The 15643-nt window shown below is 73.8% G+C and carries 16 protein-coding genes; 8 read left to right on the top strand and 8 right to left on the bottom strand.

Annotation, left to right across the window (positions count from 1 at the left end):
• Positions 1-220 precede the first annotated feature (220 nt).
• Positions 221-1183, top strand: coding sequence for a LysR family transcriptional regulator (locus MUY14_RS21105; RefSeq protein WP_247024898.1), 963 nt, complete (start codon positions 221-223; stop codon positions 1181-1183).
• On the opposite strand, the gene MUY14_RS21110 is transcribed toward MUY14_RS21105, so the two are convergent.
• The 4 genes from MUY14_RS21110 to MUY14_RS21125 all read right to left on the bottom strand — a co-directional run bounded on the left by MUY14_RS21110 (position 1173) and on the right by MUY14_RS21125 (position 3649).
• A complete protein-coding gene (locus MUY14_RS21110) occupies positions 1173-2030 on the bottom strand; it encodes a carbohydrate-binding protein (RefSeq protein WP_247024899.1) in 858 nt (285 codons plus the stop codon). The genes MUY14_RS21105 and MUY14_RS21110 overlap by 11 nt on opposite strands.
• A 471-nt stretch (positions 2031-2501) precedes the next feature.
• A complete protein-coding gene (locus tag MUY14_RS47340) occupies positions 2502-2774 on the bottom strand; it encodes a sulfatase-like hydrolase/transferase (RefSeq protein ID WP_396126831.1) in 273 nt (90 codons plus the stop codon).
• Between the two features lie 305 nt (positions 2775-3079).
• Positions 3080-3232 carry a hypothetical protein gene (locus MUY14_RS21120; protein WP_247024901.1) on the bottom strand — a complete coding sequence of 51 codons (153 nt, stop codon included), beginning with the start codon at positions 3230-3232 and terminating at the stop codon, positions 3080-3082.
• Between the two features lie 105 nt (positions 3233-3337).
• Positions 3338-3649, bottom strand: a complete 312-nt coding sequence (locus MUY14_RS21125) for a hypothetical protein (protein ID WP_247024902.1) — start codon at positions 3647-3649, stop codon at positions 3338-3340.
• Positions 3650-3729: 80 nt separating this feature from the next.
• Between MUY14_RS21125 and MUY14_RS21130 the strand changes: the two genes are divergently transcribed.
• Complete coding sequence (locus tag MUY14_RS21130; RefSeq protein WP_247024903.1) at positions 3730-6768, top strand: MGH1-like glycoside hydrolase domain-containing protein; 3039 nt, start codon at positions 3730-3732, stop codon at positions 6766-6768.
• The gene (locus MUY14_RS21135; protein ID WP_247024904.1) at positions 6765-7541 is read left to right on the top strand and encodes a tyrosine-protein phosphatase; all 777 of its coding nucleotides are present in this window, start codon (positions 6765-6767) and stop codon (positions 7539-7541) included. The genes MUY14_RS21130 and MUY14_RS21135 overlap by 4 nt, the downstream gene beginning before the upstream one ends.
• Positions 7542-7695: 154 nt before the next feature.
• On the opposite strand, the gene MUY14_RS21140 is transcribed toward MUY14_RS21135, so the two are convergent.
• Both MUY14_RS21140 and MUY14_RS21145 read right to left on the bottom strand, forming a co-directional pair.
• A complete protein-coding gene (locus MUY14_RS21140; RefSeq protein ID WP_247024905.1) occupies positions 7696-8577 on the bottom strand; it encodes an oxygenase MpaB family protein in 882 nt (293 codons plus the stop codon).
• A gap of 193 nt (positions 8578-8770) precedes the next feature.
• Entirely contained in the window at positions 8771-10141 is a 1371-nt protein-coding gene (locus tag MUY14_RS21145) for a glycosyltransferase (protein WP_247024906.1), read from the bottom strand.
• 62 nt (positions 10142-10203) lie between these two features.
• Here MUY14_RS21145 and MUY14_RS21150 point away from each other — a divergent pair, with 62 nt between their 5' ends.
• Positions 10204-12285 (top strand): glycosyltransferase, encoded by a 2082-nt coding sequence (locus tag MUY14_RS21150; RefSeq protein ID WP_247024907.1) that lies wholly within the window; start codon positions 10204-10206, stop codon positions 12283-12285.
• Between the two features lie 20 nt (positions 12286-12305).
• On the opposite strand, the gene MUY14_RS21155 is transcribed toward MUY14_RS21150, so the two are convergent.
• Positions 12306-12767, bottom strand: coding sequence for an ATP-binding protein (locus MUY14_RS21155; protein ID WP_247024908.1), 462 nt, complete (start codon positions 12765-12767; stop codon positions 12306-12308).
• Between the two features lie 120 nt (positions 12768-12887).
• Complete coding sequence (locus tag MUY14_RS21160; protein ID WP_247024909.1) at positions 12888-13499, bottom strand: HSP18 transcriptional regulator; 612 nt, start codon at positions 13497-13499, stop codon at positions 12888-12890.
• Between the two features lie 105 nt (positions 13500-13604).
• Here MUY14_RS21160 and MUY14_RS21165 point away from each other — a divergent pair, with 105 nt between their 5' ends.
• The 4 genes from MUY14_RS21165 (at position 13605) to MUY14_RS21180 (ending at position 15356) form a co-directional block, all read left to right on the top strand.
• Positions 13605-14039, top strand: coding sequence for an Hsp20/alpha crystallin family protein (locus tag MUY14_RS21165; RefSeq protein ID WP_247024910.1), 435 nt, complete (start codon positions 13605-13607; stop codon positions 14037-14039).
• 84 nt (positions 14040-14123) lie between these two features.
• Positions 14124-14558 (top strand): DUF6292 family protein, encoded by a 435-nt coding sequence (locus MUY14_RS21170; protein ID WP_247024911.1) that lies wholly within the window; start codon positions 14124-14126, stop codon positions 14556-14558.
• Positions 14555-15022 carry a DivIVA domain-containing protein gene (locus MUY14_RS21175; protein WP_247024912.1) on the top strand — a complete coding sequence of 156 codons (468 nt, stop codon included), beginning with the start codon at positions 14555-14557 and terminating at the stop codon, positions 15020-15022. The genes MUY14_RS21170 and MUY14_RS21175 overlap by 4 nt, the downstream gene beginning before the upstream one ends.
• Before the next feature lie 7 nt (positions 15023-15029).
• Entirely contained in the window at positions 15030-15356 is a 327-nt protein-coding gene (locus tag MUY14_RS21180; RefSeq protein WP_247024913.1) for a hypothetical protein, read from the top strand.
• The last annotated feature ends 287 nt before the right edge of the window (positions 15357-15643 follow it).

Consider the following 15643-nt stretch of genomic DNA (forward strand, 5'->3'; position numbering starts at 1 on the left):
CCGAACCGGTGAATGCGGGCCCGGGACGTCATTCCGGCGGCCCCCGGCCCTCTTGTCGGGTGCTGAGGTGCCCGGACCGGCACGCCCCCCGATCGGTCCGGGCACGGCAGTCCGGCTCGGCGGCGGAACGCCCCCCGTTCGCCGCCGAGCCCTCCCCTTCGCGCGCACTACCCGACTCAGGTCGGGTGTCCCCGCTGATCACCCGGCCTACAGTGGGAGCGTGGAGCTCGAACTGCGCCACCTGCGTGCCCTCGTGGCCGTCGCCGACGCGCGCAGCCTGACCCGCGCGGCCCGCGTGCTGCACGTTTCGCAGCCGGCGCTGTCCGGGCTCCTGCGGCGGGTCGAACGGTCGGTCGGCGGCGCGCTGTTCCTCCGGTCCCCCACCGGGTGCGAGCCCACCCGGCTCGGCACCGACGTCGTCACCGAAGCCCGGGCGGTGCTGGCCGGCGTGTCCGCGCTGACCGACCGGATCGGCGAGCAGCGGGCGCCCACCGGGCCGCTGCGCGTCGGCGGCTACTGCGGGTTCCTGCACCTGGCCGTGTCCCGCTGGCTGGGCGAGCAGCCGTGGACGCGCGGGGTGAGCGTGCACGAGGACCCGGACGAGTCGATCACCCTCGCCCGGCTCACCGCGGGCGGGCTGGACCTCGCGCTGGTCTACCTGCCGCCGCTGCCCGGCCCGGTCGTCCCCGACGGCGTCGAGACCCTCGTGGTGCACCCGCGGGAGCCGGTGTTCGTGATCCTGTCGCCCGACCACCCGCTGGCGGCGGCACCCGCGGTCCCGTTCGCCGGCCTCGGCGAGCACCCGTGGGCCGACGACCCGCCGGGCACGACGCGCTGGTCGGCGTACCTGCAGCGGGTGTGCCGGCGCCACGGCGTCGTGCTCGACCAGCCCCACCGGCCGCGGTGCCTGGCCACGCTGCTGGACCTCGTCCGCGCCGGCATGGCCGTGGCCCCGGCGCTGGCGACGCGCGAAGACCGGCCGTCGACGGTCGCGGTGCGCGCCATCGAGGGCGAACCGCTGTGGCAGGAACTGCGGCTCTGCTACCGGCCGGGCACCCCGGTGGCGGCGCACGCCGAAGAGATCCACGCCGCCGTCGCGGCGAGCTACGCCGGGCGCGAGGGCTGCAGCGCCGCGTTCGACACCTGGTGGCGCGAACGCGGCCGCGAGCTGCTCAGACCGTGACCCGCCAGGTGCTGTTCGGCGCCGGGACCTCGAACCGCAGCGTCGAGCAGTCGTAGTCGGCCGGCCGCGGGTTCGCGGTCGGGCGCAGCGGCGAGTTCGCCGGCGACGCCGGCACCCAGCGGCCGCCGACGCGCAGCTGCAGCGAGCTCGACTCGAACACCGAGCCGCGGGCGTCCGAGCAGTAGTAGGCGTTGCCGGTCGCGGGGTTGCGCGTCGAGTACAGCTCGAAGATGTCCCAGCCCTCGTCCAGCGAGCTCTGGTCGCTGCCGCTCTGGGTGAACAGCGTGTCCCACGCGCCGGTCTTCACGTTGTAGAGCGAGGCCGTCCAGCTGTTGGCCGTGGCGTTGGTCCGGACCTCCTGCACGGTGTAGGCGGGGTGCCCGTCGACCGACGTGGTGTAGGCGGCGAGGAAAGCGCTGTCGATCGGGACGACCTTCGCCGGCGACACCGAACGGCACCAGTCCCACGCCCAGACCTGCGCCGCTTCGCCGAGCCCGTAAGCGGTGACGACTTCGACGCACGAGTGGCCGGTCGGCTTCATCGTGGGTGCGTAGACGACGTCGTTGCGGTTGGAGATGCGCAGGCCGGGTGTGACGCTCTGGGTGACCACCAGCCCGTCCGCACTGGTGGCGAGCTGCGGTTCGGGCCCCCAGAACGTGTGCCGCTGCGCGACGGCTTTCCCTTGGCGCAGCTGGCGGAACCGATCGGCCATCGGCCCGGCGGCCGCCTTCGCGGCGGCACCGGTCAAGCCGGGGACGACCCCCGCCGCAACCGCCGCACCGGCCGGCGCGATCGTGGCCGTCGTGGCGGCCAAGGCGCAGCAAAGGATGGCAAGCAGCTTCCGCATCGACGCATCTCCTCGTTCCCCGGCGGACGCGAGACCGCCCGCGGAAGAGGGATGCTAGGCCGGGTTTTCCGTTGTGCGGCAGCGACTTTCGAGGGGTTGACGCGCCGCACCGCAGGTCGTCGCGGGCATGCGATTCACCGCGGCGCGGTGCTATGCGGCCGTTCGGCGGATCAGTGCCGGCACGCGGCCGCGCCGTGGCAGGAGACCAGCGCCCGCAGGGTGTCTGCTTCGCCTTGTCCGGCGCCAGCTGAGCGGCGGTGTTGTGCAGTTTCCGGGGATCGGTCCCGCGGTCGTAGTACTCCTGGGTGCCGTCGGCGTATTCGACGTAGGTGAAGGCGGGGCCGCGGATCGCTTCGCAGGTGCTCGGGTTGCCGTTGTTCTTCTGCGGCTTGTCCGGGTCGGTCCGGTCGAAGTCGGGACCGTGGTGCTCGACCAGCCCGACGGTGCGCCACGCCGGCGGCGCGGTGCCGGTCAGCAGCGGCAGGAGGCTTTCGGCGTCCACCTGGGTCCGGTGACCACCAGCGGCACGTGCACGTCGGTGTCGAACGCCGTCTGCTTGCCGGGGGTGAGGCGGTGTTCGCCCATGTGGTAGCCGTTGTCCCAGGTGAACACGAGTTCGGTGTTGCCGCGGACGCCCGCTTTGTCCAGCGCTTCCGGCACGGTGCCGATCATCCCGGTGCGGTACCCGGCCTGCTGCATGGACGTCGCGTAAGTCGACTTGTCGTCGCCGCGGCTGTGGAACACCGCGTAGCCACCGTCCTTGCCGCCGTTGGTGACACCCCGGTGTCGTGCGGCAGCATCCCGGTGAACAGCGACAACCGCGACGGGCAGCACAGCGAGTCGGTGACCGTTTCCCGCCCGCGACGGGTGGACTCTCAGCCGTGCAGGCGCGGTCGCGGCCACCACCTTGACCAGGAACGGGATCGGCAACCGCCGGGTGCGTCGTGACATACCCGCACGCCAAGGCCGCTAAATCCGGCCCCGAGGCACGCGCTGCGTGGTCGTTCCGGTAGCAGTGCGTGCTCGGACGACGTCGAAGAGGCCCGGGGTCAGGGCTTCGGGACGTCGCCGATGTAGGGACCGCCACCCATGCCGCCGACGGGCGACGCACCGGTCGGGGGCCCTTCCACCGCGGCCGCCACCGGAGCGAGCAGGACGAACAGCGCCGCGACGAGCAAGGCGGCCGCACCAGAACGTTTCATCGGTCGAATCCCTTCCGTGTGCCGCTCACGGTGCCGGACCCGACTTCCAAACGGCTTCCATCCGAGGAGGACCACCGGAACCGAGCCGCCGCCCGGCCTGACGGCTCAGGGCTGGCAGGTGCACACCGCGCTGACGCTGTTGTGCTGCTCCACGACGACCTTGCCGTCGACGATGATCTTGCAGGTGTTGTCCCTGGCGCCCAGCTTGAAGTCGACCGCGGTGATCGCCGGCCCCTTGCTGCTCGCCTGGCTCTTGTTCGCGCGCAGCGTCCCGACGATGCCGAAGATCAGCCCGAGGATCACCATCGGCCACGCGACGCCCCCGATGATCGGGATGAACGCGAAGATCAGGCCGCCGAGGCCGAGGACGAACCCGGCGGTCCCGCGGCGGTCGGAAAACGCCGCGGGAGCATGCACCCGGGTGTTCCCTTCTGAGCGGTTCTGAGCGATAGTGGTCGAGTCTGAGTTTTACAACGTTGTAAACCGTGGAGGACCCGATGCGCCGCCGAGTGTCGCAGGGAAGAACCTGGCTCGCCGCCGTGGGCCTGCTCGCGCAGGTCGCGCTCGCCGGTGGCACCGTCGCCGGCGCCGCCGAAGCAGCCGGTACCGGCTCGGGGACGCACTTCCTCGACCACTCCGCCGCCCTCGCCGGGTACGCCGATCCCGCCTGGTACGAAACGAACATCCCCTTCGTGGACCTCCCCGACACCACGATGGAGAGCGTCTACTACTACCGCTGGCGCGTCTTCAAGGAACACCTGCGCTACACCGACCCGGCCGATGGCTGGATCTCGACCGAGTTCCTCGACTGCTGCGGTTACGCCGCGCCCTACCAGGCGATCAACGCGGCCGCCGGGCACCAGCTGACCGAAGGGCGCTGGCTGCGCGATCCGGCCTACGGCCAGGACTACCTCCGGTTCTGGCTCACCGGTCCCGGCGCGGGCGCCAAGCCCGCCACCGACGACGTCAACGCCGACACCACCGACTGGGCGCACGAGTACAGCGTCTGGCTGGCCACTTCGGCCTACGGGCAGGCGCAGGTGACCGGCGACTTCGGCCCGCTGCGCGAACTTCTGCCGTCGCTCGTGCGCCAATATCGCGGCTGGGACAATCAGTTCGACGCCGATCTCGGGCTGTACTGGTCCGTGCCGGTGTGGGACGCCATGGAGTTCTCCGCCTCCTCCTACGAATCCCCCAACCCCTACCACGGCGGCGCCGGCTACCGGCCCACGCTCAACTCCTACCAGTACGGCGACGCCCTCGCGATCAGCCGCATCGCCGGCTCGGTCGGCGACCGCGAGCTCGCCACCGAGTACGCCCAGCGCGCCGCGAAGCTGAAGACCTCCTTGCAGAAGTGGCTGTGGGACCCGAACCGCGGCTTCTACTTCGCGATGGCCCGCGACGACAACCCCGGCCACAAGCTCTCCGGAAGCCGCGAGCAGATCGGGTACCTCCCCTGGATGTTCGGCGCCGCCCAGCCCGGCGACAGCACGGCGTGGTCCCAGCTGCTCGACCCGCAGGGCTTCGCGAGCGCGTTCGGCCCGGCCACAGCCGAGCGCCGCAGCCCGTACTTCATGAAGGACGCCGGTTCCTGCTGCCGCTGGGACGGGCCGAGCTGGCCCTTCGCCACGGCGCAGACCTTGACCGGACTGGCGAACCTCCTCGACGACTACCCGGCCCAGCCCACCGTGTCCAAAGAGGACTACGCCGCCGCGCTGGCGACCTACGCCCGTACCCAGACGAAGAACGGCAAGCCCTACGTCGCCGAGGCGCACGATCCGGACCGCGACGCGTGGATCTACGACGGGCAGAACCACAGCGAGGACTACAACCACTCCACCTACACCGATCTCGTGCTGTCCGGGCTGATCGGCCTGCGCCCGCAGAGCGACGACACCCTGCGCGTCCAGCCGCTCACCCCGTCCGCTTGGGACCACTTCGCCGCCGAAAACGTGCCGTACCACGGCCATTCCGTGACCGTGCTGTGGGACCGCGACGGCAAGCACTACGGGCAGGGCACCGGGATGCGGCTCTACGTCGACGGACGGCTCGTCCAGCGCTCGGCGACGCTGCGCGCCACCACGATCGACGTCGGCCGCACCGCGCTCCCCCGGCCCGGGGAACTCGTCGACGACGCCGCGAACCCGTTGCGCACCGGCTACCCGAAGCCGATCACGTCGTACACGTGGGGAGGTGACAACCCGTGGAGCGCGCTCGACGGGAAGGTCTGGTACAGCGAAGTCCCCGAGAACACCCGCTGGACCAACTACTCCTCGCCGAACGCGAGCGACTTCTACGGCGTCGACTTCGGCGCCCCGACCCCGGTCGGCGACATCCGCTGGCACGGCTACGACGACGGCGGCGGGGTCAAGCCGGCCGCGGCCTACCGCCTGGAGTACTGGACCGGCTCGGCCTGGCAGGAGGTCCCGGGCCAGGTCCGCGAGCAGGCGAACCCGGTGGGCAACGGCGTCAACCGCATCACCTTCCCGACGCTGACCACCAGCAAGGTCCGGCTCGTGTTCACGAATCCGCCGGGCGCCTTCGTCGGCGTCACCGAGCTGCAGTCCTGGACGCCGTCGAGCCGCGACGCGCGGATCACCGCCGGGCCCGCCAACGCCAACGGTGTCATCACGGTCGGCGGGAGCACGCCGCTGACCGTGACCGTGCGGAACACCACCGGCGGCCCGCTCGGCTCCCCGCGGGTGAGCGTCGCCGTCCCGGCCGGCTGGTCGGTCACGGCCGACGGCCGCCCGCCCGCGGCGATCCCGCCCGGGCAAAGCCGGGCCTGGACCTACACGCTGACCGCACCGCCGGGTGCCGAGCCGGGCAGCGCGGCGACGATGACCGCGACGGCGTCCTATCGCGGCCCCGGCGGCCGGGCCGAAACCACGCACCAGCGCCAGAACCTCCAGATCGCCCATCCCGCCGGACAGCGGGACCCGGTCGGCGCCTGGAACCTCGACGAAGGCAGCGGAACCCTCGCCCACGACAGCGTGGGAACGCACGACGCCACCTTGACCGGCTCCCCCGCGTGGGTCCCCGGCCCGGCCGGCACGGCCCTGCAGCTCGACGGCTCGAGCCAGTACGCGGCGACCGGCGGCCCCGTCGTGGACACCACGGGCAACTACTCGGTCAGCGCCCGGGTCCGCCTCGACCGCACCGGCTCCTGGGCGACGGCGCTCAGCCAGGACGGCACCCCGAGCAGCGGCTTCTACCTCCAGTATTCGGCGGCCGACGACCGCCTGGCGTTCTCGACCAGTTCGGGCCGGGCCCTGTCCGACGTCGCCCCGCAACCCGGGCGCTGGTACCACCTGGCCGGGGTGCACGACGCCGACGCCGGCACGTACACCCTCTACGTCGACGGCGTGGCGCAGGCGAAGACGTGGAGCCAGGCAGCGGGCGACGCCGCACCGGGCCCGCTGGCGATCGGCCGCGCGGTCTCGGGCGGGCAGCACAGCGACTTCTGGCCGGGCAGCATCGACGACGTCCGGGTGTGGAACCGGGTCCTGCCCGCGAGCGAGGTCAGCCGGACATGAGCAGAGCAGTGCCCTGGGAGGGCTTCTACAACACCCGGGACCTCGGCGGGCTGCCCACCGGATCCGGCGGCACGACCAGCCGCGGAGCCTTCTTCAGGGCAGCGGACCTTCGGTTCGTCACCGAGGCGGGGTGGGCCCGAGCGCGCGAGGCCGGCGTCCGCACGGTGATCGACCTCCGCAACGCCGACGAGATCCGGCCCACCGGATCCTCGTTGACGGCGCAGGCGGGCTCGGCGCAGTTCGCGGCGAGCCCGGCGGGTCCCGCCACACCGACCGGCGTCGACCGGCTCGAAGTCCCGCTCGACGACATCGGCGACGTCGAGTTCTGGCAGCACGTCAACCGTGAGCGGCTCAACGGCACCCCGCTCTACTACCCCGGCTTCCTCCGGCGGAAGGCCGAGCGGTGCGCAGCCGTCGTCAAGGCGATCGCCCACGCCGGTCCCGGCGGGGTGCTGTTCCACTGCGGCGGCGGGCGTGACCGGACCGGGCTGATCGCGCTTCTGCTGCTCGCGCTGGCCGGCGTCGAACCCCGGGCGATCGCCGCGGACTACGCCCTGTCCGCCGAAGCCCTCAAGGCGCTGTACGCCGCGATGGGAACCGCCGACCAGGAACCGGTCATCCAGCGTGTCCTCGCGGACCGGGGCACCACCACCGAAGAGGCCGTCATGGCGACCCTCGACGGCTTCGACGCCGAGCGGTACCTGCTCGACGCCGGCGTGACCGGCGGCGAACTCCGCCGCGTTCGCGGCAGGCTCGCGGGCTCGCCGGGCTGAGCGCCTCGATCGGCGACGCGGGCCGTCGACGATCAGTTCCGGGCCGAACTCGTCTTCCCATGCCACCGGCCGCGAGTCCGCGGGGAACTCCGGCAGGGCGTGGCAGGGGGGCCGCCACCCGGGATAGGCCTCGCGATCCCGAAGCACCCACGGCTCAGGCTGACCGTCCGGGCGGCTCCGGTGCGGTCATCACCCAGCGCACCGCCTTCACCAGGCCCGTCCCGGCGGCGCGCACGACGGTGGCCTCGGCCACCGGCAGGTGGGGCAGCCGCAGCTCCGGGCGCGCCCAGCCCGGCAGCATCGCCACCGCCGACGCCGCCAACGCCGCGTACGGGAGCTTCGCCGGCCACGGGATCGGCGGGGTGACCAGCAAGAAACGTGCGGCCAGCCGGGCGTCGCGGGTGCCGTGCAGCTCCAGGCGGTACTGCGCCAGCTGTTCGTCGAGCGCCGCCACGGTCAGCGGTGGATCCGGTACGCCGAGCTTGCCGGCGATGACGGCCGTCTCGGCGACGTAGCGATCTTGGCCCGCCTGGTCGAGCGGGTGTGCGCCGTAGCGCTGGTGGGCGCGCAGGAAGCTGTCGACCTCGGCGATGTGCACCCATGTGAGCAGGTGCGGGTCGTCCGCGCGGTAGGGCCGCCCGTCGGCGGCGGTTCCGCGGACCCGCCGGTGCACAGCCCGCACGACCGCGACCGCGCGGGCGGCGTCGTCGGCCGTGCCGAACGTCGTCGTGGCGAGGAAAGTGCTGGTTCGCTGCAGCCTGCCCCACGGGTCGCCGCGGTAGCCGGAGTGCGCGGCCACCGCCGCCATCGCCAGCGGGTGCAGCGACTGCAGCAGCAGCGCGCGCAGACCACCGACGAACATCGCGGTGTCGCCGTGCACCCGGCGGATCGCGCTGTCCGGGCCGAACCACCGCGGGCCGGGTGACTCGTGGATGCGAGTCCGGTTGCGGGGACCGTCCGGGCCCGCGATCCGGGCGAAGAGGGCGTCACGGGTCCGTTCCCGGAGTACGGCGACGACGGGCGGCGTTGCGGCCAAGGCTACCTCCACTCCGCGAGCACGTTCGATGCAACTGCGATGCAAACTGGCGGCTTTTCCGAGCCGGTTCGCACGGCTCGACTGCCCGCACTCTCCGCATTCTACCTGCGAATTCGGCTCCGCAACTCGGCGCTGACCGAGCCGGCCACGCACGGACGTCGTCGGCCTGCGCGGCAGCGACAGCGTCACGGACCTAGATTCGCATCGTCTCTGCATCGATGATCGGAGAGCGTTGCATGGCTGTCAGCACTTCGCGCGCGGCCCGTCCCGGCCCTCGGCCGGCGACGAGCCGGTGCCCGGCGCCGGACGCCTCGTGAGCCGTCGCCAGCACCTCCGCGGCGGCCCGGGTCACCGTGTCCGGGGTCAGGCGGTGGGGATCGAGCACCCGGCCGGCCGGGATGCGTTCGAGGTCGTGGGCGACCGCGAACTGGTCGCTGGAGAACGGCAGTGCGAGCGCGGGGACCCCGGCGGCCAGGCACTCGGTGAACGAGTTGTTGCCGCCGTGGTGCACGACGGCGGCGACCTGCGGCAGCAGCGCGCGCTGGGGCACCTGGTCGGCGACGTCGACGAAGGACTCGCCGTCGAACTCCGCGCGCAGACCGGGCGCGCGGTCACCCGCGGCGACCAGGACCGACACGCCGGGCAGGGCGAGCAGGCCCCGGACGACCGTGCTCAGCACGTCGTCCCGCGCGGACAAGAAGGTGCCGAACGACACGAGGACCAGCTTCCGCCGGCCGCCGTCGGTCAGCCTGGTGACCCGCTCGGCCCAAGCGCCCGGCAGCCGCGCCCGCCCGACGTCGCTGCAGTGCCCGGCGAAGATCCGCGCCGGCCCCGCCGGGAGGTCCGGCAGCCACGGCAGCTCCGGGTAGTTGAACAGCACCGCCTCCGGCGACGTCAGCCCGAACGCCCTCGCCGGGGCCGGCCGCCCCGGAGCGTGTTCCGCGAGGAACCGGGCGAACAACCCGGTGAACGTGCGGTCGTTGGCGCCGGCCTCGGCCACCAGCCGGTCCAGTTCCTCGCGCGGCGGCCGGATCGCGCGTGGCCAGTACGGCGGCAGCCCGAAGAACCGGTGCGCGCCTTCGAAGACGTAGCTGGGGTGGCCCGGGCAGAACGCGGCCCAGCGCCGGCCGAGCGCGTACACCGCCAGGGTGACCGCGTAGGCGAGCTGGTCGATCAGGTACCAGCCGGGACGCAGCCGCTCGTCGAGCGACCGGACCGAGGCGAGCACGCTCGCGGGGTCGGGCAGCATGTCCGCCCGCCGGTGCCGGGCCTGCGCGAGCAGCGCGGGGACCGCACCGGCGCGGGTGGCGTCGAGGAACTCGGCCAGCCGCCGCGCACCGGCGGCCTCCTGGCGGGTGCGTTCGGCGATGCCGGTGTTCGCGTTGTCGCCGAAGGAAAGCGCCGCGAACGGCAGCCCGTGCTCGGCCGCCAGCTCCGCGAACGCCGGCGCGCAGGCGAACGTCACCTCCGCGCCCTCCGCCGCGAGCGCCGCGGCGACCGTCGCGAGTGGACGTGCGTGCGAAGCGAACGGCGGGCTCACCACCACGACCCGCGCTGCGGCCATCCCGAAACCCTCCCTCTCCCCCGTCCCCGCCGACCCTACGGCCCGACCGCTGGAGCAGCGCAGTGACCGTGCAGACCAGGACCCCCACCCGCGTGGACGCGCTCACCGCGCTCCGGGCGCTGACACCCGACGCTGGCCCGTCCCGGATCGAAGCGGTCCGGCGGGCGTTCCACCCGGGCTTCGCCGGTCCCGCGCTCGTGGAATACGCCGGTGCGCGACCGGACGACCGCGATCCCGGCGAGGCGGTCGCCGCCCTGCGCGCCCTCGGCCGCGGAGACGGACCGCCCCGCGCCGCCGCGGTGCTGCAGGCGGTGCCGGAGACCGGTGACGCGCAGCTCGACGCCACGGCCGGCTCGGTCGTCCTCGACCTCTTCGCCGACGCGGTCACGGCACACGGCCGGGCGGCGGCGGCCACGGCGATCCGCACCGCCTTCGCCGACGCGTCACCGCGACGCCGTGCGCTCGTGCTGGATTTGGCCGAGCGACACGGTTTCCGCTGCTTCCCGGTGGCCGAAGTGCTCGACGCCGGCCCCCGCGACCGTGGCGGCCGGCACGCCGCGTGGCGCTACCTCTCCCAGTGCGACGCCACCCCCGAGGCGACCGAAGCGCTGAGCGCAGCGCACGCCGGGGCCGAGGACGACTACGAGCGCCTGCTGTCCGCGGTGTGCCTGGCCCGCCAGTCCGGGCACGGCCACCGGAGTCCGTTGTGGACGGTGCCGCCGCCGGACCGCGGCGGGCTGACCATCGTGCAGTCGATGCTGCTCGGCTCCTTCGACCAGCCGGGAGCCGGGGCCAGCGGCGGGCTGACCGTGCTGCTGCGGCACCTCGGGAGCGCGTTGCCGCGGCACCCCGGCATCGCGCGCGTGGTGACGCTGACCCTGGCCGGCCACGACCAGCTGCGCGGCCGGGAGAGCCTGGCCGACGCCGGCACCGGCGGGCACGTCGTGCTCCGGCTGCCCGTCGACGCGCCCGGCGCACCGGCCCAGGCGGAGCTCGCCCGGCACCGGCCGTCGATCGGGTTCCTGGCCCGGCACCTGCTCTGGCTCGCCGGCTGCACGCCGGACGTCGTCCACGTGCGCTATTCCGACGACGGATCCGCCGCGGTCGCGGACGCGGCCCGGGCGATGGGCTCGCGGACCGTGTTCACCCTCACCGCCGACCCGCACCGCACGCTCGCCGAGCGGCATCGGCCCGGCCCGGGTGCCGACCGGGCTTCCGCGCGGTTCGACCTGCACCGGGTGTGGGCCGCCGACCGGCTGGTGGCCGCCGCCGACACCGTGCTGGGCCTGCCCGGCCGCCCGGACGGCGAACTCACCGCCTACTTCCCCCGGCTGCGGGATCACCCGGAACCGGAGTCACTGGCCGAAGGCATCCCCGTGCTCTCCCCGACGGCCGCCGCCGAGGCACGCCAGCAGCAGCTGATCGCGTCCCTGTTCGCCGCCGGCTCCGGGCTCCCCCGGCTCGCGCCCGAAGCCCGGGGCGTGCCGGTCGTGCTGTCCGTCGGCCGGCTGCACCCGGTCAAGCAGCAGGACCTGCTCGTCGAAGCCTGGCTGGCCCGCGGCTTGTACCGGGAGAGCGCGCTCGTGCTCGTCGGCGGCGACCCGGCCGACCCGACCGGCGACGAAGCCCGGATCCTGGACCGCATCCGGCAGCTGGCGGACGACCACCCGGACGCCGCGGGCCGCCTGGCGGTGCTGGCGGCGTTGAGCAACGAGGACGTGCGGCTGCTCGAGCACGGGCTCACCCGCCTGCTGCCCGCTTCGACACCGCACCTCTACGCCTGCCCCAGCCGCAAGGAGGAGTTCGGCATCGCCGTGCTCGAAGCGATGGACGCGGGGCTGCTCGTCCTCGGCCCCCGTCGCGGCGGTCTCGGCCACTACATCGACCACGGCCGCAACGGCCTGCTCGCCGACACGGCGGACCTCGGGACGTTCGGCGACGCCCTCACGGCCTTCGTCCGCGGCGCGGCCGGCGACCCGGCACGAGCACGGGCGGCCGCGGCCGCCGGCCGGGAGACCGTCGCACGGCGCTTCGGCATCCACGAGGTCGCCGGCCGGTTCGCCGCCGCTTACCAGCGCACCGCCGCCACTTCCGGACGTGCGGACCGGTGCCCGCCGGCACCGGACAGCGGCCTGGTGCGGTGAACGCGTGGACCCCGCCCCCGCTAGCGGGCGGTACGAGAGGCGGCCGCGGCACACCGGACGGCGCCGGCCCCGTCGCAGGTCACCTCGGCCCACACCGTCTTGCCGCCGGCCGCGCGGTTCTCCGAGACGCCCCAGCCCGCGGCGAGCTTGTCCACGAGCACCATGCCGCGACCTCGCCGCCCGTGCGGCGAAGCCACCCTGAGAACGGGGTGGTCGAGGCTGTTGTCGTCGACCTCGATCCGCACCCGGCAGGGGCCGGGGGCGTAGTCCATCCGGACCTCCAGCGGACCGCGGCCGTGGTCGTAGGCGTTCGTCACCAGCTCCGTGACCACCAGCAGCACGTCGCCGAGGTGCGTGTCGTCGACCAGGACCAGCGTGCGGGAAGCCCACCGGCGGACTTCGACCAGCACCGGTGCCGACGTACCGCGCAGGTTCCACGACCACGGTCGTGAAGCGGCCGGACCGGCTGCCCGCTCGGCCATGGCCGACACCACCTTTTCGCTCTTGTCCTCGCAGCTGAAGACGACCGCTGCCGGGTTCCCCGATCGAGGCGGGTCAACCCCCGCACCGCCCGGACGGCGCAGCGCGCGGTGCGGCGGCCGTCAGCCGGTCCGGTCGCGGCGGCTTCCGGCCGCTTCCCGGCGCAGCTGCTCGGTGCGCTCGCGGATCACGCCCAGCCGGTCGGCCAGGCCCGCGTGCTCGTGCGGCAGGCGCGCGCGGACCGCTTCCAACGGCGACAGCAGGCTGGTGACGTCGTTGTCGCCGAGCGCCGCACCCAGCCGCTCGGCGCCTTCCCGGGCCGCCGCGTCCAAGCCGTCGAGCGCGCTGACCTGACCGGCCAGCTGCCGCAGCACCGCCGAATTGCGCCGCGCCCAGTCCGCGACCGCGCGGTCACCCGCACGCCGGTCGCGCTCGGCGACGACGCGCGCCTCGCCGGTCTTCTCCCCCGTCGAAGACGGCCGCAGCCGCAGGAACCGCCGTTCCGCGGCCTGCCGGCTCGCCACACCCAGCGCCGGGGCGAGGGCGGCCCAGCTCGTGCCGCCGTCCCGCGCCGCCGCGATCAGCTCCGGCTCCCACGCGCCGAGCTGCTCCCGCAGCGCCCGCAGTTCGGTCAGCGCGGCCAGCCACCGTTCCGGGGGCAGGCCGGTGCCACGCCGGGCCGCCAGCACGGCTTCGTGCACACCTCGGACGCCCTCAGCCGGGTCCCTCTCCATAAAAGTCATCCCTTCGACGACGCAGTACTTGTCATCCTTTAGACGACATGTTAGAACAGTGGTGCGTGTTGACACCAGATCAGCGAAACCCAGGAGGTGGAACCCATGTTGATGCGCACCGACCCGTTCCGTGAGTTCGACCGCTTCGCCCAGCAGGTCTTCAACGGCCCCGGAACCTGGTCCAAGCCGGCCGCGATGCCGATGGACGCCTACCGCGACGGCGAGGAGTTCGTCGTCTGCTTCGACCTGCCCGGCGTCACCCCCGAGGCCATCGAGCTCGACGTCGAACGCAACGTCCTGACCGTCAAGGCCGAACGGCGGCCCCTCCCCGGCGGCGACGTCCAGATGCAGGTCTCCGAACGGCCCCTCGGCGTGTTCTCCCGCCAGCTGTTCCTCGGCGACACCCTCGACACCGACCACATCACCGCCGGCTACGAAGCCGGCGTGCTGACCCTGCGCATCCCGATCGCCGAGAAGGCCAAGCCGCGGCGCATCGACATCGCCGGCACTTCGGGCGACCGCAAGGAAATCCAGGCCTGACAGGTCCCTGCCCCGGGGGCGGGACCGGTAACCCCGAGCCGGTCCCGCCCCCGGGGCAGTCGCACGAGAAAGGCATCCGCACCCGTGACCGCATCGCTGCACACCACGACCGGCCACCCCCACCCCGCCCTCGCCGCCCTGCGCGGCTACCTCGACGAGGTCACCCGCGCGCTCGGGATCGGCCTCGAGTCCTGCACGGTCGACCACGACACCCCGGTCTCCGCCTACATCGCCCTCGACGAGCGCCTGCCCGGTTACCCCGGCCGCGACGTCGCCCTGCTCTGGGACGAGGCCCACGGCTGGTCCGCCGCGATCGAGACCCACTCCGGGGAAGACCTCATCGTCATCCGCTACCTCGGCGGCCCGACCGTCACCCCCGCGGCCGCGGCGGTCGCCCGGTTCGTCACGGCCTTGCGCGAGGACGACCACCGCGTCGGACGGCTCGACCCGCCGGGCCTCCGCGCCGCCGGCGACCTGGCCGAGCTCGAAGCGCTGCTGCGCACCGGGAGGGCCCGATGACCACCGGCACGCTCCCCCTGCCGACCAGCTTCGCGCTCACCATGCGCGGCTACGACCGCGAACAGGTCGACCAGCACCTCGCCGAACTGCACGACGAAATCCGGGTGCTCACCCTGGACCGCGACGCCGCCGTCGCCGAAGCCGAAAACCTGGCCCGCCGCCTCGAAACCGTCCGCGCCGAGAACGCCGGGCTCCGCGCCCGGCTCGACCACGCCCTGCGCTCCCCGGCGGACCCGGCCGTGCTCGGCGACCGCGTCCGGCGGATGCTCGAACTCGCCCGCGCCGAAGCGGGCACCGTCGTCGCGACCGCGCGCCGGCAGGCCGCGGAGGTGCTGGACCAGGCCGCCGCGGCCGAACGACGCGTCGCCGCCCGGCTGCGGGCCGTCGACGACTACCTGGCCCGCGCCGAGCACGTCCTGGCCGACGAACCGGACCGCCCGCGCCCGCACCTCACCGCCGCGTGAAAGCCCGATGACCGACACCGCGTCGGCCGCGGCCGCGGCCGAAACGATCTTCGCCGCGGCAGCCGAACTCGGCACCACCCGCCAGGAAGCCATCCTCGTCACCCGCGCGGTCCACGCGGTCAAGCGCGGCCGCCCGACCGGCGTCGCACTCACCGACACCGACCAGCACCGGCGCCGCCGGCTCGCCCACGTCGTCGGGATGCAGCTGTGGCGCCCGGACCTCGACGCCGACGCCGTACTCGCCGCCGTCACCGCCGCGCCCCCGCCGGCCCGGCAGCCCCGCTCGCCCGCGAACGAGAGCTCTCCGCCCCGCGAGCTGCTGCCGGCGGGGTGATCGCGCCGCCGGACCCCGGGCGCGAGATCGGACCCGAGCCAGCTGCCGTGCCCGGTGCGCCCACGGTGGAGACACAGCCGGGCCGCGAGGTGCTGCCGGCGAGGTGATCCCGCCGCGGAACCGGCCTCGAATCAGCCGCCGTACCCGATACGTCCACTGTGGAAGCACAGCCGCCCCGCGAGGTACTGCCGGTAAGGTGATCCCGCCGCCGGAGCCCGGCGCGAGACCGAGTCAGCTGCGGTGCCCGACACGTCCACTGTGGAGACACAGCCGCCCCGCAAGGCGCT

The organism is Amycolatopsis sp. FBCC-B4732 (assembly GCF_023008405.1).
In the GTDB taxonomy this organism is placed as follows: Bacteria; Actinomycetota; Actinomycetes; order Mycobacteriales; family Pseudonocardiaceae; genus Amycolatopsis; species Amycolatopsis pretoriensis_A.